The organism is Pinirhizobacter soli, assembly GCF_015905305.1.
GTDB classification, from domain to species: Bacteria; Pseudomonadota; Gammaproteobacteria; order Xanthomonadales; family Rhodanobacteraceae; genus Pinirhizobacter; species Pinirhizobacter soli.
Map to the genome: position 1 here is coordinate 89,030 of NZ_JADZLQ010000005.1, position 16,495 is coordinate 105,524.

Consider the following 16,495-nt stretch of genomic DNA (forward strand, 5'->3'; position numbering starts at 1 on the left):
CAACTTTGCGACCGTTACGATGGCATTGCCTGACAGCTTCGTGGAACATTGTCGTGTTGCCAGTCCACCGGCAACCGGGAGTGAGATCTCGTCAACTGTAAAAAAGGAATCGAGTACCGCAGGTTCGCCTGCGGTACTCGAGGCTCGCAGCGCCATTCTGGCGGGCGGCCAGGCGGACGCAAGTCCGACCGTTTTTCTGTTGACGGATCTCACCCTGGCTCGCCCGCCACCTTCCCCATGATGTCCGGGTGGCACCCCCTCCCAGCGAGCCACGGCTGGGCGGATGAACGCAGTGGATGCGTCGAAACATCCTGACCATCTACCACGTGACGCCCCACGGCCGGTCGCGCGGAAGTAGAAAGACCGCCTCGTTCATCCGCCCTAATCCGTGGAGTTCTACAGAACCGAACGAACAGGTGCGCGAGTTTTTCCGAGCGATGCATCCCGCCCGGTGCGCGACTCAATCCTCGCGAGCTCTCGGCACCAGCAACAACGCCAGCAGGGTAAGCAGCGCCGCTCCCGCCAGATACCAGCCCACTGCCTGCAACCCATAACTTTGCGCAAGCTTCGTGGCGATATACGGCGCGGGCGACGCACCAATGATGCCGGCCAAATTGAAAGCCAACGAGGCTCCGGTATAACGCACGGGCGTGGGAAACATCTCGGCTAGGATCGTGCCGCAGGGGCCGTAGGTCAGACCCATCACTCCCAGACCCAGCACCAGGAACAGCAACACGCCCCAGGCGCCGCCAAGCTGGAACAGCGGGCCGAAGAACACGCCGAACAGCAGCACCGCGACGCTCGCCGCCAGCATGGCGAAGCGACGGCCAAAGCGGTCGGCGAACCATGCAGACAACGGGATGGTGGCGGCGAAGAACAGCACCGCGACCATCTGCAGCAGCAGGAACTGCTCCCTGCCGAAGCCCAGGTGAGTGGTGCCCCAGCTCAGCGCGAACACCGTCATCAGGTAGAACAGCACGAAGGTGGCCATGGCGGCGAAGGTGCCGGCAACGAGCGCGCGCGAGTGTTTGGTGAGCACCGTCCACATCGGCACGCGCACGCGTTCTTCGCGTTCCAGCGCGCGTTGGAAGGCGGGCGTCTCGGCGATCGACAACCGCACCCACAGGCCCACCATCACCAGCACCGCGCTGGCGATGAAGGGAACACGCCAGCCCCAGTGGAAGAAATCTTCGTCGGTGATGGTCTCGGTGAGCAGCAGGAACACGCCGCTGGAACAAAGGAAGCCGATCGGCGCGCCCAGCTGCGGGAACATGCCATACCAGGCGCGCTTGCCCGGCGGTGCGTTTTCGGTGGCCAGCAGCACCGCACCGCCCCACTCGCCGCCCAGTCCCAGGCCCTGGCCGAAGCGGCAAAGGGCCAGCAGGGCCGGCGCCCACACGCCGATATTCGCGTAAGTGGGAAGCAAGCCGATGGCAACTGTCGATACACCCATCGTGAGCAGTGCTGCCACCAGGGTCGCCTTGCGTCCTACCCGGTCACCGAAGTGGCCGAACAGGGCCGAGCCGACCGGCCTTGCGAAAAAGGCTACCGCGAAGGTCGCCAGCGACTGCAGGGCCCCGGAAGTCGGATCCGCCGAGGGAAAGAACAGCTTCGGGAACACCAGCACCGCGGCGGTGGCGTAGATGTAGAAATCGAAGAACTCGATGGTGGTGCCGATGAGGCTGGCGAACAGGACACGCGACTTGCTGTTGAGGGGTGCTACGTCGATCACGCTCATCTAAAGTCGCCCACCCTGGTCAGCAAGGAGTACGTCGGCCGGCAACGGCACGGCATCGAGCCCGCGGGCGAACAGCATGGCCTGGAAGCGCTCGCCCATTTCATCGGGCAACGTCAGCCGCTTCACCTGCCGCGCCAGTTTCATGCGCGTGCCTTCGTCGGCGGCGTCGGCGAAATCGCCTTCGAATAATTCCTGCAGGCCAGAGGCGATCAGGAACTGCGCCTGCGGCACGTAAGCCGCCACGCTGAATCCCGCGCTGTTGCCGGCTTCTGCCAATGCCGTGAAATCCACGGAAGCGGTGAGGTCCTGCAACCCCGGCAGGATGTAGGCATCGCCATGCGCGCGGTGGCGATAGTGCGCCATAAGCGTGCCGTCACTTCGTTCGGGCAGGTAGAACTCCTGGCGCACATAGCCATAGTCAACGAACAGCATGACGCCGGATGTGAGCGAACCCGCGACAGCCTGCATCCAGAAGGGGAGCTGCGGCAATATTTCCGAGCGGTAACCGTCGGGAAATTCCCGGCCGGTGTCGCGCTCCACGTGGCGCACGGCACCGGACACCAGCGAATCGGCCGGGCGGTCGCTGCGCTTGAGGTTGCCCTCGCCGTCGAGCACCACGTGCTCTTCGTACACCTCGCCTTCGCGCATGGTGAAGCGCGTGGTGGGCAGTGCGTCGATCACCTCGTTGGCGAACAGTACGCCGTGCCAGTCGTCCTCCGGTGGTCGGTCGAGCCATTCGACGCGGCCGAAGATGTCTGCCGGCAACGACGCGGACAGCCGATCACGCTGGCGTTCGCGCAGGTCCGCGCTGGGTTCCAGGATCAGGTAACGCGCAGGCAGCGAGTCGGCCGCCGAGAGGGCCAGCAGTGCGGCTTCCGCGAAGCTGCCGCTGCCACCCCCGAGCTCCAGGAACAAGGCCGCAGGACCGAGCGCCTTGAGCACCGGCTGCACCGTGCGCACCACGCAACGGGCAAACAGGTCGCCCAGTTCCGGCGCGGTGATGAAATCTCCCGCCTCGCCGAATTTGGTCTTGCCGGCGCTGTAGTAACCCAGCCCCGGCGCGTACAGGCAGCGCTCCATGTAGCGCGAGAACGGCATCGGGCCGTTCGAGGCGATCTCCTGGCGAACATGGGCCAGGAGCTGGTCGGAAAGGGCGCGTTCGGCGGCTTCAGGGAGCGGCAGTTTCATCCCGCGAAGGATAGCAGCCGCTCGCGCGTAGAGCCGCTAGAAGTTCTTCTCGACCGAGAGGAACAGCCCGCGGCGGGGCCCGAACTGCGGGGCGCCCACGCCCACGCCGCTGCCGTCACGAAGCTCGTACGTGCGGTCCAGGGCATTGATCAGCGCCAGCTGGGTATGCAGCTTGCCGGTGCTTTCGAAGCTGAAGTCGTGCGACACATTCAGGTTCAACTGGAAGTAGTACGGCATCGACAACCCATTGGGCACGTCGCCGTCCTTGCGCAGGCCCGAGCCGAACAGGTAGTTCGCGCCCACCTGGGTGTCGCCGGTGATCGCCCAGCTGATGCCGCCGCTCGATGTGAGCTTCTGGTCGTGGTCCAGGTGGATGTAGTTGTCGTAGATGTAGGCCAGCTCATCCGGGTCGAAGTTGTACTGGCCGGTGATGATGCGCTTGCCCATGGCACGGCTATAGGCCAGGTTGAAGTAGGCGGTGACCGGGCCGTGGTTCCAGTTGGCGCTGAACTCGGCGCCACGGACGCGGCCGAACTGGTAGTTGAACGTGGAGTACACCACCGCGGCACCGAACTGCCCTTCGTCCTGCAGGCGGCTCGCGCGGCGGTCGTAGAGGTCCAGCCCCAGGGTAAGGTCGCTGCCTACCTGCTGCGAGATGCCAAGGTCGTAGTAGCTCGAGCGCTCGCTCTTGGGCGTGTTGTTGCCGTCGCTTGGCAGTGCATTGGTGGTGCCGGCGAATTTCTCGATCGAGGTGGTGGTGATGGCCTCGGTGGCCGGCGGCGTGAAGTAGCGCGAGTAGCCGGCATGCACCGTGGTGCTGTCGGTGGCCTGCCACACGGCACCAATGCGCGGGGAGAGCTGGCTTTCCGGCTTGAACGCGTTGTACTTGTCGTAGCGCACGCCGTAGTTCACCGTCCAGGCACTGCCGATGCTCCATTCGTCCTGTAGGTAGGCCGAATACGTGCGGGCGATCAGGCGACTTTGATCGACGATGTTGATCGGCGTGGTACTGGTCTGGTTGCCGTCGCCATCGGCCGGGAACACCATGGCGTTGTTCGTGCTGCCGGCTTTCTCGAACGAGGAATACACGCCGTAGCGCACGGTGTTGTTGTCGCCGACGGGGGTGGAGAAATCCGCCTGCACGGTGCTGGCACGGTTGCTGCGGCGGACGTCCGAGGCCACGCCGTCGAACATCAGGTCGCCGATGGCATCGGGGGTGAAGTCCAGGCCGCTGTAACGCTGGCCCAGGGATACCTGGTAGGCGGTTCCACCCATTTTTCCCTGCAGCGAGAGCACGCCGAAGCGGGTGCGTTCCTGCTGCTGCTCGTTGAGCTTGGATGAATCGAAGTTGGTGACGTCCAGGTACCCGAAGGTGGGTGTCTGCCCGGGGTTGTTGGGAATCTGGAAGCGGTTGTTGGCCACGCCGAACATGAAGCTCAAGCGCGCGTCGTCATTGATGCGGTAGGAGATATCGCCGAAGGCCTTCACCTGGTTGGTGTGGTCGTGCACCGGCTTCTTGCTGGACGTCGGGTTCTCGATGCCGATGTCGCTTTCCAGGTAGTTGGCGGTGAGGTAGTAGCTCCACTCGCCGGATTTACCGAACAGCGATGCATACGGGTTGAGCGTGCCGTTGCTGCCGCCGGTGATACCCACCACGCCTTCGTTGCCGTCGTTCTTGAGCTTCTTGGTGCTGATGTCCACCACTGCCGCGGTGCGCAGGCCGTATTGGGCCGGCAGCGCGCCGTCCAGAAGCTTGAGGTTGTCGATCATGCGCGCGTCCAGCGCCTGGCCGAAACCGCCGATGCTCTCGGGGATCACCACGCCGTCGATGCGGTACTGAAGGTTCGCGTGGTCGCCGCGCACGTGCAGCTGGCCGAAGGAATCCTGCACCACACCAGGCGCCTGCAGCACCACCTGGTTCAGCGGGGTGCTCTGCCCCAGGGGCAATGCTGCAATGGCCTTGCTGTCCAGTACGTACTGGCTGCTGCCGGTGTCCGGCGACAGGCTGTTGCGTGCGGCATCGAGCTTGGCGTCCACGTCGACGCCACCGAGATTCACCGCGTGCTGCGGATCCTCCGGCGCGGGAGTCGTGGCAGCTGGCGGCGCATCGCTGGCGAAAACCGGTGCGGCGCAGATGGCCGCGGCGATGCAGAGGGCGAGGCGGGAGAAATTCATGGGGGCGGCGGGGTCCGTCGGGTAAGCTTGATAATGTTATAACATATCAATACTGCGATACATCCACATGACTGATGGCAGGGTCGGCCCATGCCGGCAAAGCGGATCGGGGAACGACCACTATGTGGACGGGCACTTTCCTACGGCTTTCCGCTTCATCGGCAGGTCACGGCAGGTTCGGTAGTTATTCACCTGAAGACCCGGATCGGAGCCCCCATGGCGCACAAGAAAGCAGATTCACCCTCGAAGGAAATCATTGCCGTCACCTCCACCCGGGACATCGGCGGCGCCGCGCAGGCCATCCTGGACTTCGTCTCGAAAATCCCCAGCAGCAAGGAACCCACCTCAAAGCGCCCCGCCGACGAAGCCCGCCGCATCGCCAACTCCGCCGCCAGCAAGGCGGGCCTCACCGCCGGCTCCCTGGCCCTGCCCCCGGGTCCGCTGGGCTGGCTCACGGTGCTGCCGGAACTGGTGATGATCTGGAAGATCCAGGCCCAGATGGTGAGCGACATTGCGTCCACCTTCGGCAAGGAAGCCACGCTCGGCCGCGAGCAGATGCTGTACTGCCTGTTCCGCCACACCGCCGCCCAGGCCTTTCGCGACGTGGTGATCCGCATGGGCGACCGCCTGGTGTTCCGCCGGGCCGGCATGGCGGCGCTCGAGCGCGTGGCCAAGAACATCGGCGTGAACGTGTCCCGCCGCGCCGTGGGCAAGGGCATCAGCCGCTGGCTGCCCGTGGTGGGAGCGCTGGGCGTGGGCGCCTATGCCTATTACGACACCGCCCAGGTGGCCAAGACGGCCATTGAGCTGTTCAGCGGCGTGATCGACGTCGAGGCGACGGACGTCACCCCGGTGGCGGCTGCGGCATCGTCCGTGCGCAAGAGCGCCACGAAGGCGGCGAAGAAGGCCTCGGCCACCAAGAAAGCCGTCAAGAAAGCGGTGAAGAAGACCGTGCGCAAGACCGCCGCCGCCACGAAGAAGGCGGTGCGCAAGAAACCCACGACCTGACGCGCGGGCGCGATTTCCGGCATCCTTCGCGCATGTCGAAGCCTGCTTGCCCTGTCGTCCTGATCACCGGTGCCGCCCGCCGCATCGGCGCGGCGGTGGTGCGCCGCCTTCACGCGGAAGGCTTCGACATCGCGCTGCACTACCACCGGTCGAAGGTCGAGGCCCAGGCGTTGGCCGCGGAACTCAGTGCCTTGCGCGCCGACAGCGTACTTACCCTCGACGCCGATCTCGCCGACGATGCCCGGCTCGCCACCATGGTGGAGGAAGCCGCGCGCTGGCACGGCCGCCTCGACGCGCTGGTGAACAACGCATCCAGCTTCCATGCCACGCCGGTCGGCAGCATCGACGGCACGGCCTGGGACAATCTCTTCGCCAGCAACGCACGTGCACCCCTGTTCCTGTCACAGGCGGCGGCACCGCACCTGGCCGTGCACCAGGGCGCCATCGTCAACATGGTGGACATCTATGCCGAACGCCCGCTTCGCGAGCACACCGTATATGGCATGGCCAAGGCCGCGCTGGTAGCGATGACGCAATCGCTGGCCATCGAGCTGGCGCCGCAGGTGCGCGTCAATGCCATTGCCCCGGGCGCGATCCTCTGGCCGGAGCACGGCAAGGACTACACGGAACGGGACACGATGATCGCCGCGACGCCGCTCAAGCGCTGCGGCGATCCCGACGACATTGCAAGCACGGTGCTGTGGCTGCTTCGCGACGCAAAGTTCGTCACCGGGCAAGTGATCCGCGTCGATGGCGGTCGTTCGCTGGCCCTGTAGCGGCGGCGCGGAAGCGGGGTCAGAGTTATTACTCTGACCCCCAACACGCTAGATCGACGCTTCGATCGCCACGGCGGTTTCGCCCATCTTCTCGCCATTGGGCCCGAAGCGCCGTTCCACCACGATGGTCGCGCCATCGTGGTCCACCGCAACGATGGTGCTGGCGCGCGTGCCGTAACGCTCGCCACGGATGAAGGTGGCCGAGAGCTGGCGCTCCAGGTCGATGCCTACACCGGTATCGGGGAGCACGTCGTCAGGCCAGGTGCCCTCGTGGGCGAGGATCTCGAACAGCGATTCGAAATCACCGTCGTCGGCGCCGTCGATCCAGTGCGCAAGTTTTTCGCAGGCGGCCCGGGTTTTCGGCCATGGCGCGTTGAAGTCGGCGTTGGACAGGCCATGCACGCCAGGCACGATCGCTTCCACGCGGGCTTTCGGCCGATTGCCGATGTAGTACGCCGACTGGCCGTCGAAGGTGAGCAGGTTGAACGGGCGATAGTCGGCTGCGCGCTGGCGCAGGGCTTCGGCATGGCCTGAAGCACTGCCGTCGACCAGGTATTCCACCGGCAGCAGCCCACGTGAAAGGCCATCGTGGACGTCGCGGGGATCACGCACATTGGTGACTGCACACACCCGGCCCCCGTCGGCGACCCCGAGCCAGGTACCGCCGGCCTGCAGGTCACGCCCGGCAACGATGCCGGGCTTGTCTTCCCAGCGTGCCAGGGGGGCCGAAGGGCGCTCGTGGAACTCGTCGCGATTGCCCACCAGCAGCAGGCGCCAGCGGGGGTGCACGTTCCAGGCGAACGCGATCAGGCACATGCAGGTATGACCCCCGGGTGATTCATTCCCCCATTGTGCCGGTTATCAGGCCACCGCGGCCACCGGCTGGGCGACGGGGGTATCGGCCAGCATGCGGGCGATGGATCCGGCAGCTTCCCGGCCGTCATGGACGGCACGGACCACCAGGTCCGCACCGCGGACGTTGTCGCCGCCGGCGAAAATGCGCGGGTGGCTGGTCTGGAAGGGCAACTGCCCCGCCCCGCCCACCAGGATCTTGCCCGAAGGGTCCAGCGCCACGCCGTGCACCTGGCACCAGTCGGGCGGGCTCGGCTGGAAGCCGAAGGCCTGGATCACCACGTCCGCCGGCAGGTCGCTCTCGCTACCGGGGATGTTCTGCGGCCGCATGCGCCCATCGGCGCCGGCGACAAGTTCTGTATCCACCACCCGTACCGCGTTGAGCCGGCCGTCTTCTCCCAGCAAAGCCACTGGCTGCTTGTGGAAGAGGAATTGAACGCCTTCCTCGCGGCTGTAGCCGACTTCGCGGCGCGAGCCGGGCATGTTGGCCTCGTCGCGGCGATAGACGCAGGTGACCGACGCCGCACCCAGGCGGATCGCCGTGCGGTTGCAGTCCATGCCGGTGTCGCCACCGCCCAGCACCACCACATGCTTTCCGCGCATGTCATAAGTTGCCGAAGGCACTTCATCGCGCAGCAGCCGGTGGACGTTGGCGATCAGGAAAGGCAGCGCGTCGTGCACGCCCTTGAGATCACGACCATCCAGGCGGCCGTCGACATAGGTGTAGGCACCGGTGCCGACGAACACCGCGTCGTAGCCATCGACGAGTTCGGCGAAGTCGAGGTCGCGTCCGATCTCTATGCCTAAGCGGAAGCGCACGCCCATGCCTTCGAGCACTTCGCGGCGCGTACGCATCACGGCCTTGTCCAGCTTGAACGGCGGGATGCCGAAGGTGAGCAGCCCGCCGATCTCGTGATAACGATCGTAGACGTCGGCGGCGATACCGGCGCGGCGTAGGCGGTCAGCGCAGGACAATCCAGCCGGACCCGCACCGACGATGGCGACGCGGCGGCCGCTTTCGCGAACGTGGGAAAGATCCGGACGCCAGCCCTGGCGGATGGCTTCGTCGGTCACCCATTTCTCGACGCTGCCGATGGTGACGGCGCCAAAGGCGGTTTGCTCAAGCGTGCAGGCGCCTTCGCACAGGCGGTCCTGCGGGCACACCCGGCCGCAGATTTCCGGCAAGGGGTTGGTTTCGTGCATCAGGGTGGCCGCTTCGAACAGGCGGCCGTCCTGCACCAGCTTCAGCCAGTTCGGGATGTAGTTGTGCACCGGGCAGGCGTGTTCGCAATACGGATTGCCGCAATCGATGCAGCGCTCGGATTGCGTGGCCGCCTCGGATGCGGCGAAGTCACCCGATATCTCCGAATAGCCCAGCACGCGCACCGGCACCGGCACCGTGCGCGGCGTTTGCCGCGATACCTCAAGGAAGCGGAAGTCCTTGGCGCTCATGCGGCGCTCCGCAGTTCTTCGGCCAGTGCATCCAGGCTCGCCGCCTTTGGTTTGACCAGCCAGAATCGCTGCAGCAGGCCCCGGAAGTCCGCATGCACCTTGCGGCCCCATGCGCTGTGCGTGGTCTCGGCATGACGGGAGATAAGGTTGCGCAGGTGCTGCATGTAGTGCTCCATGCCTTCCGGCGAGATGCGCACGATGTCGACCAGCTCGTGGTTGTAGCAATCGACGAAGTCGCGGTCGAGGTCGAGCACGTAGGCGAAGCCACCGGTCATGCCGGCACCGAAGTTCAGGCCCGTGGAACCAAGCACCGCAACCACGCCACCGGTCATGTACTCGCAGCAATGGTCGCCGGCGCCTTCCACCACGGCCAGGGCGCCTGAGTTGCGCACGGCGAATCGCTCGCCGGCACGACCCGCGGCGAAGAGCTCGCCACCGGTGGCACCGTACAGGCAGGTATTGCCAATGATGGCGGCGTCCTGGCTGGCGAAGGGCGAATCCGCCGGCGGGCGGATCACCAGGCGGCCGCCGGCCATGCCCTTGCCCACGCCATCGTTGGCTTCGCCGTCCAGTTCGATCTGCACGCCACCGGCATTCCATGCACCCAGGCTCTGCCCTGCCGCGCCACGCAAGCGCAGCACGAGTGGATGGCCGCTCATGCCGGCATCGCCCCAGCGTCGGGCAACCTCACCGGACAGCCGCGCGCCGATGGCGCGGTCGGTGTTGGCGATATCGTAGTCGAATGTACCGCCCGTGCCGTGCGCTACTGCGTCACGCGTGTCGAGGTTGATGCGCGTGGCCAGCGCCGCCGGGTCACGCATCGGGTTGCGTGGAAGCACGCATTGCGTCGCTTCGTGGTTGGCGAGGCCGTCGGTGCCCAGCAGGCGGGAAAGATCCAGCTGGCCGTGCCCGGTGGTGCTGCCCTTGAGTTGTTCGAGCTTCTCGCTGCGGCCGATGAGCTCCGCCATCGAGCGCACGCCAAGCGCAGCCATGTGCAGGCGCACGTCTTCGGCGACGAAGCGGAAATAGTTCATCACCATTTCTGGCAGGCCGGTGAAGTGGGCGGCGCGCAGCACCGGATGCTGGGTTGCCACGCCCGTGGCGCAGTTGTTGAGATGACAGATGCGCAGGTACTTGCAGCCCAGCGCCACCATCGGACCGGTACCGAAGCCGAAACTTTCAGCGCCAAGCATCGCGGCCTTGACCACGTCCAGGCCCGTCTTCAGGCCACCGTCCGTCTGCAGGCGCACACGGTCGCGCAGGTCGTTCAGTCGCAGCGTTTGCTGCGTCTCGGCCAGACCCAGTTCCCACGGGGTACCGGCGTACTTGATCGACGTGAGCGGGCTGGCGCCGGTGCCGCCATCGTGACCGGACACGGTGATGAGGTCCGCGCCCGCCTTCACGACACCAGCGGCCACGGTGCCGACGCCGGCGTGCGACACCAGCTTCACCGATACCAGGGCCTGCGGGTTGACCTCCTTGAGGTCGTGGATCAACTGGGCCAGGTCTTCGATGGAGTAAATGTCGTGGTGCGGCGGTGGAGATATCAGGCCGATGCCGGGTTTGGCGTAGCGCAGCCGGGCGATGGTCTTGTCCACCTTGTGGCCCGGCAACTGGCCGCCTTCGCCGGGTTTGGCACCCTGGGCGATCTTGATCTGCAATACCTCGGCATTCACCAGATATGCCGGCGTCACGCCGAAACGGCCCGATGCCACCTGCTTGATCTTCGATGCCTTCTCGGTGCCGTAGCGGGCCGGGTCTTCGCCGCCCTCGCCGGAATTGCTGCGCGCGCCCAGGCGGTTCATGGCGATGGCCAGTGCCTCGTGCGCCTCGGGCGACAACGCACCCAGCGACATGCCGGCCGAATCGAAGCGCTTGAGGATTGCTTCCACCGGTTCCACTTCATCCAGCGGCACCGGGGTGCCCGCCACCGGATGCAGCAGGTCGCGCAGCGCCGAGGGCGGACGGCCATCAACGAACTGCGCGTAGCGCCGGTAGTCGCTCATCAGGCCCGTGCGCACCGCCACCTGCAGGCTGGCGATCACGTCGGGGTTGTACATGTGGTACTCGCCGCCGTGGATGTACTTGTACAAGCCACCGGGGCGAAGACCGGCCATGTCGTTCCAGGCCTCGCCGGCCAACGTGCGCTGCTCTGCATCGAGATCGGCGAAGGTGGCGCCTCCCACGCGCGAAGGCGTACCGGGGAAGCACAGTTCCACCACGGCATCGTCCAGGCCGACGATCTCGAAGAGCTGCGCGCCGCGGTAGCCGGCGACGGTGGAAATTCCCATCTTCGAGAGGATTTTCAACAAGCCCTTGCGCACGCCACGGCGGTAGTCGCGGCCGATCTCGCGCGGGGCGCCGTCGTTCTTGCGGATGTGGCCACTGCGACCTAAGTCGAACAGGCTCTGGTAGGCCAGCCACGGATAGATCGCGGTGGCGCCGAAACCGATGAGGCAGGCGAACTGGTGTGGATCGCGCGGTGTTGCCGTCTCCACCATGATGTTGCATTGACATCGCAGGCCCGTGTCCACCAGGCGCGCATGCACGGCACCGGTGGCAAGCAGCGAGTGGATCGGGGTCAGATCCCGGCGCGGATAGCGGTCGGACAGGAATACCACCTGCACGCCGCCGCGCACGGCGGCCTCGACGTCGTCGCACAGCTGGCGCAGCGCGCCTTCGAGTGTCTGGTCCGCGCCGTACATCAGGTCGAAGCGCGGCGTGTTGGCGTATTCCTCCATCGCCAGGATCTGCCGCAGCTTGCGCTGGGACAGGATCGGCGAATTGAGCATCACCTGGCGGGCGTTCTCCGGACCAAGTTCGAAGATGTTTCGCTCCTGGCCGATCTGCGTCACCAGCGACATCACCAGGCGCTCGCGCAGCGGATCGATCGGTGGATTGGTAACCTGGGCGAAGCCCTGGCGGAAGCGGTCGAACAGCGGACGCACATGCGATGACATCGCCGCCATCGGCGTGTCGTCGCCCATCGAGCCGGTGGCCTCGGCTTCGGTTTCGGCCAGCACCTTGAGCACCGATTCGGTCTCTTCGCGGGTGAGGCCGTAGAGTTTCTGGTAGCGCTTGAGTTCCTCCGCCGGCAGCGGCTCGGCGGCCAGGTTCGGATCGATGAGGTCGGATTCCAGATACACCACGCCATCGCGCAGCCATTGACGGAACGGTGCGCGCGCACGGTTGATGTCGTCGATGTCGGCATCGTGCAACAGGCGCTTGTTGGCGAAATCCACGGCGATCATCTCGCCGGGCGCCAGACGGCCCTTGGCCACCACGCGCGATGAGGGCACATCCCACAGGCCCGCCTCGGATGCCACGATCAGGTGGTTGTCGTCGGAGAGCGCCCAGCGCGCCGGGCGCAGGCCGTTGCGGTCGAGCGTGCAGGCGGCGTACTGGCCGTCGCAGATCACAAGGCCGGCGGGGCCATCCCACGGTTCGGAATGCAGCGCGTAGTACTCGTAGAACGCGGCGAGGTCTTCATCGAGGTTCTCGCGCGCAGCGTATGCCGGCGGCACCAGCACCTTCATCGCGTTCAGAAGATCCATGCCACCGGCCAGCAGCACTTCCAGGGCGTTGTCGAGGCTTTCCGAATCCGATCCTTTCTGTCGCACCAGCGGGCCGATGCCTTCCAGGTCCACCAACGGCGAGCGCAGCACCGAGGAGCGCGACAGCATCCAGCGCCGGTTGGCACGGATGGTGTTGATCTCGCCATTGTGCGCGAGGAAGCGGAACGGCTGCGCCAGCCGCCACTGCGGCGAAGTGTTGGTGGAGAAACGCTGGTGGAAGACCACCGCGTCCGCGCTCAATGCAGGGTGGCGAAGGTCTGCGTAGACATCGCGCAAGCGGCCGGGCGCGGCCATGGCCTTGTAGCCCACCACATGCACCGACAGCGACACCACGTAGAAGGTTTCGTTGTCGGCCAGCGCCACTTCCGCCAGGCGGCGGGCGCGGAACAGCGCGCGTTCGAAAGCTGCATCATTCTGGCCGTTGCCGGCATTGACGAACACCTGGCGCACGCGCGGCATTTCGGCGGCAGCCAGCGGACCGCAGGCATCGGCATTCACCGGCACGTCGCGCCAGCCGGCCACGGCAAGGCCGGCTTCGGTCAATTTTGTTTCCAGCACCGCGGCCGCGGAAGCGTCGCCGTCGCGGTTGTCGAATACCAGGCCCGCGGCGAAACGCTCACCCACGGCAATGCCCGATTCATCTGCCAGCGCGCGCAGCCACGGCGTGGCGCCATGCACCAGCACGCCGCAGCCATCGCCACTGACGCCATCGGCATTCACGCCGCCACGATGGGAGAGCTTGGCCAGGGCCGAGAACGCGGTGTCCACGAGCGCGGCCGAGGCTTTGCCACCCACGTGCGCCACCAGCCCGAAGCCGCAGCTGTCGTGTTCGAATGCCGCGTCATAAAGCGTCGGCTTGCCTTGCTTCACCATCAGGCCGCCTCCAGGCGCGCATTTGCTGGGATAACCCCTCGGGGACACGTTGGCGCGCACGGGATGAAGCTTCCGCGCGAACGCACGATCGGGCATACGCCACACTTTAGGCACATTTGACGCGCTGCGTCAAAAGGTTTGGACGTCCAAACGCGTCAGGTGGCGTTAAATCGACGGTAACGCCTGGGCCAATACCCGGTATGGCGTGGCCGCGGTGCCGTGTCATGCTATGGCGAGACCCGTTCGAAGGACCCGTCGCAAGCATGCGCAAGCCCACATGTGGCGCCCTCTGCCTGGCCCTCGCCCTCGTCCTGACCGCCGCGCCGCCCGTCGCCGCGCAACGCCAGGTGGGCAGCAAGGCCGAGCAGGCGGAAGCGAAGAAAAAACTCGACGACGTGCGCTCGCGTATTGACGAGGTGACCCGCGAGCAGCGGGAAACTGCCAACCAGCGCGACAGCGCCAACGCGGCGCTCGCACGGCAGGCCGAAGCGGTGGCGGCCGCGGCGAAAGCCGTGCGCGAAGCCGATGCGGCCCTGGCCGAGAAGGAACACGACCTTGCCCAGCTGGGCGAGCAGCGCGCGACGATGAAGAAAACCCTCGACCGCCAGCGCGCGGCGCTCGACGACCTGCTGCGCGCCGCCTATACGCTCGGCCACGGCTCGGACTTGCAGACCTTGATGGGCGATCAGGACGTGGACCGCATCGCCCGCGCCCTGGCTTATTCAAAGTATTTCCAGCAGGACCGAGTGGCGCGCATCAAGACCCTGCTGGGCGACCTCGCCCGCCTGCAGGACATCGAATCGGCCATCGCCAGCGAACAGGAAGCGCTTAAAGCCCAGCGCGTCGAGCGCGAGGCCAAGGCCACGTCGCTGGGAAAACAGCGTACCGACCAGCAGAAGCTGGTGGCCGAAGCCAACGCCCGCCTCACCGACCAGGGCCGGAAGATTGCCGCCCTGAAGCAGGACGAGCAATCGATGAATTCGCTGGTCGAACGCCTCCAGAAGGTGATCGAGGAAGCCCCCGTGGTCTCGGCGCCCTCGGCGGAGCCCGGCAAGCCTTCGGCGAACATCCGTGGGGACCTGCCCTGGCCCGCCACCGGTGCCGTGCATGCGCACGGCCCGGGGGTTTCCATCGCCGCCGTCCAGGGGAGCCCCGTACATGCCGTGGCGCGCGGCCGCGTGGTCTACGCCAGCTTCCTGCGTGGCTACGGGATGCTGGTGATCCTGAACCATGGCGACGGCTGGATGTCCCTCTATGGGAATAACGAAACCCTGCTGCATGGTGTGGGCGATACCGTAGAGGCCGGCCAACCGGTGGGCACGGCGGCATCGCCTTCGTTGAGCGACGGCGGCGTTTATTTCGAGCTACGGCAGCGCGGCAAGCCGGTGGATCCGGCCAGCTGGCTGTCCAAGCGCAAGTAACGCGCCGTGCACGCCTGCCCATTACCATCAGGACCTTGAACCTGGAGATTTGCATGCGTCTTTCCCCGCCCGGCCAGTCCGTCCGCAAGTTCTTGCGCCTGGCCGCGCCTGTGCTGTTGCTGACCGCCCTCCCCGCGCTGGCCCAGGTACCCCAGCCCGAGGCCCCGGCGGCGGACGCCAGCGCGCTGCCTCCGCCGTCGATGAAGGGCTCGCCAGCGTCGGCGTCCACCTCCGGCGAGGTATCCCTGGACGACATCCGCAACTTCACCCGCGTCTACCAGATCGTCAAACAGGCCTATGTCGAGAAAGTGGACGACAAGACCATCATGAAAGCCGCCATCGGCGGCATGGTCACCGGCCTGGACCCCCACGCCGAATACCTGGACAAGGACGGCCTGGATGAGCTCTCCGAGGACACCACCGGCCAGTACAGCGGCCTCGGGATCGAGGTCCTGCAGGGTGACGGCGAACTGCGCATCGTGGCGCCGATCGACGACACGCCCGCCTCGCGCGCCGGCATCAAGCCGGGCGACCTGATCGTCAAAGTCGATGGCATACCGGTGGATCCGCAGAACATCGACGAGGCCTACAAGAAGCTTCGTGGCCCGCCGGGCAGCAAGATCGTCCTCACCATCCTGCATGAGAAATCCGACAAGCCCATCGACATGCCGCTGGTCCGCGAGCGCATCGCCGTCACCAGCGTCAAGGTGCGCGAACTGGCACCTGGCTATGCCTACATCCGCGTCTCGCAGTTCCAGGAAGACACCGCGACCGACGTCGAACGGAAGCTTGGCGAACTGATCAAGAAGAATGGGCCGCAGAAGGGCGCGGTGCTGGATTTGCGCTCAAACCCGGGCGGCCTGCTGACCTCCGCCGTGGGCGTGAGCGACGCCTTCCTGGATTCGGGCGTGATCGTCACCACCCGCGGCCGCGTCCCCGATGCGAACCTGCATTTCGACGCCCATCCGGGCGACCTCCTGAACGGCGCGCCGATGGTGGTGCTGGTGGACAACGGCACCGCGTCAGCGGCGGAGATCGTGTCCGGCGCCCTGAAGGATCACCATCGCGCGCTGATCATGGGCCGGCGCACCTTCGGCAAGGGCGTGGTGCAAACCGTACTGCCCCTCGACGAGGAGCACGCGGTGAAGATCACAACGGCCCGCTACTACACGCCCAATGGCACTTCGATCCAGGCCGAAGGCATCAACCCGGACATCACCCTGGCCGACCTCGCCGTCAACAAGAGCGAATCGCCGCCACAGTTGATCGGCTCGGAAGCAGACCTGCCCAACCACCTGGCCAATGAATCTGTGGCGGCCAAGGCCGCTGCCGACGACGACGATGGCAAGCTCGCCATCGCCGACTTCGCCCTGTCGCAAGCGCTGAACGTGGTGCGCGGGCTTTCCCTCGGGCGGCCGCACTAAGGCAAGCCACCGC

General features: G+C 66.0%; 10 protein-coding genes. 4 read left to right on the top strand and 6 right to left on the bottom strand.

What is annotated here, in order from left to right:
- Positions 1–460: 460 nt before the first annotated feature.
- From NDK18_RS19035 to NDK18_RS19045, 3 genes are read right to left on the bottom strand one after another with little or no spacing between them, the layout of a single operon-like run.
- Positions 461–1,738 carry an MFS transporter gene (locus tag NDK18_RS19035; protein WP_250628712.1) on the bottom strand — a complete coding sequence of 426 codons (1,278 nt, stop codon included), beginning with the start codon at positions 1,736–1,738 and terminating at the stop codon, positions 461–463.
- Complete coding sequence (locus NDK18_RS19040) at positions 1,739–2,926, bottom strand: class I SAM-dependent methyltransferase (RefSeq protein WP_250628713.1); 1,188 nt, start codon at positions 2,924–2,926, stop codon at positions 1,739–1,741.
- A 36-nt stretch (positions 2,927–2,962) separates the two neighbouring features.
- Positions 2,963–5,101, bottom strand: a complete 2,139-nt coding sequence (locus NDK18_RS19045) for a TonB-dependent receptor (RefSeq protein ID WP_250626598.1) — start codon at positions 5,099–5,101, stop codon at positions 2,963–2,965.
- 216 nt (positions 5,102–5,317) lie between these two features.
- Here NDK18_RS19045 and NDK18_RS19050 point away from each other — a divergent pair, with 216 nt between their 5' ends.
- Together NDK18_RS19050 and NDK18_RS19055 are read left to right on the top strand one after the other, a co-directional pair.
- Positions 5,318–6,109 carry an EcsC family protein gene (locus NDK18_RS19050; protein WP_250628714.1) on the top strand — a complete coding sequence of 264 codons (792 nt, stop codon included), beginning with the start codon at positions 5,318–5,320 and terminating at the stop codon, positions 6,107–6,109.
- A 32-nt stretch (positions 6,110–6,141) separates the two neighbouring features.
- Positions 6,142–6,885 (top strand): pteridine reductase, encoded by a 744-nt coding sequence (locus NDK18_RS19055; protein ID WP_250628715.1) that lies wholly within the window; start codon positions 6,142–6,144, stop codon positions 6,883–6,885.
- A gap of 48 nt (positions 6,886–6,933) precedes the next feature.
- Here NDK18_RS19055 and NDK18_RS19060 read toward each other — a convergent pair whose 3' ends face one another.
- From NDK18_RS19060 to gltB, 3 genes are read right to left on the bottom strand one after another with little or no spacing between them, the layout of a single operon-like run.
- The gene (locus NDK18_RS19060; RefSeq protein ID WP_250626595.1) at positions 6,934–7,701 is read right to left on the bottom strand and encodes an NRDE family protein; all 768 of its coding nucleotides are present in this window, start codon (positions 7,699–7,701) and stop codon (positions 6,934–6,936) included.
- Positions 7,702–7,746: 45 nt separating this feature from the next.
- Positions 7,747–9,189 carry an FAD-dependent oxidoreductase gene (locus NDK18_RS19065; RefSeq protein WP_250628716.1) on the bottom strand — a complete coding sequence of 481 codons (1,443 nt, stop codon included), beginning with the start codon at positions 9,187–9,189 and terminating at the stop codon, positions 7,747–7,749.
- Positions 9,186–13,637 carry a glutamate synthase large subunit gene (gene gltB / locus NDK18_RS19070; RefSeq protein ID WP_250628717.1) on the bottom strand — a complete coding sequence of 1,484 codons (4,452 nt, stop codon included), beginning with the start codon at positions 13,635–13,637 and terminating at the stop codon, positions 9,186–9,188. Before gltB ends, NDK18_RS19065 begins: the two co-directional genes overlap by 4 nt.
- 263 nt (positions 13,638–13,900) lie before the next feature.
- Between gltB and NDK18_RS19075 the strand changes: the two genes are divergently transcribed.
- Both NDK18_RS19075 and NDK18_RS19080 read left to right on the top strand, forming a co-directional pair.
- Positions 13,901–15,058 carry a murein hydrolase activator EnvC family protein gene (locus tag NDK18_RS19075; protein WP_250628718.1) on the top strand — a complete coding sequence of 386 codons (1,158 nt, stop codon included), beginning with the start codon at positions 13,901–13,903 and terminating at the stop codon, positions 15,056–15,058.
- Positions 15,059–15,111: 53 nt separating this feature from the next.
- Positions 15,112–16,482 carry a S41 family peptidase gene (locus NDK18_RS19080; RefSeq protein ID WP_250626591.1) on the top strand — a complete coding sequence of 457 codons (1,371 nt, stop codon included), beginning with the start codon at positions 15,112–15,114 and terminating at the stop codon, positions 16,480–16,482.
- The last annotated feature ends 13 nt before the right edge of the window (positions 16,483–16,495 follow it).

What these genes read in the sequence shown, in the direction of transcription:
- NDK18_RS19035 (WP_250628712.1), bottom strand. Translation starts at nt 1,738, where the DNA reads ATGAGCGTGATCGACGTAGCACCCCTCAACAGCAAGTCGCGTGTCCTG.
- NDK18_RS19040 (WP_250628713.1), bottom strand. Translation starts at nt 2,926, where the DNA reads ATGAAACTGCCGCTCCCTGAAGCCGCCGAACGCGCCCTTTCCGACCAG.
- NDK18_RS19045 (WP_250626598.1), bottom strand. Translation starts at nt 5,101, where the DNA reads ATGAATTTCTCCCGCCTCGCCCTCTGCATCGCCGCGGCCATCTGCGCC.
- NDK18_RS19050 (WP_250628714.1), top strand. Translation starts at nt 5,318, where the DNA reads ATGGCGCACAAGAAAGCAGATTCACCCTCGAAGGAAATCATTGCCGTC.
- NDK18_RS19055 (WP_250628715.1), top strand. Translation starts at nt 6,142, where the DNA reads ATGTCGAAGCCTGCTTGCCCTGTCGTCCTGATCACCGGTGCCGCCCGC.
- NDK18_RS19060 (WP_250626595.1), bottom strand. Translation starts at nt 7,701, where the DNA reads ATGTGCCTGATCGCGTTCGCCTGGAACGTGCACCCCCGCTGGCGCCTG.
- NDK18_RS19065 (WP_250628716.1), bottom strand. Translation starts at nt 9,189, where the DNA reads ATGAGCGCCAAGGACTTCCGCTTCCTTGAGGTATCGCGGCAAACGCCG.
- gltB (WP_250628717.1), bottom strand. Translation starts at nt 13,637, where the DNA reads ATGGTGAAGCAAGGCAAGCCGACGCTTTATGACGCGGCATTCGAACAC.
- NDK18_RS19075 (WP_250628718.1), top strand. Translation starts at nt 13,901, where the DNA reads ATGCGCAAGCCCACATGTGGCGCCCTCTGCCTGGCCCTCGCCCTCGTC.
- NDK18_RS19080 (WP_250626591.1), top strand. Translation starts at nt 15,112, where the DNA reads ATGCGTCTTTCCCCGCCCGGCCAGTCCGTCCGCAAGTTCTTGCGCCTG.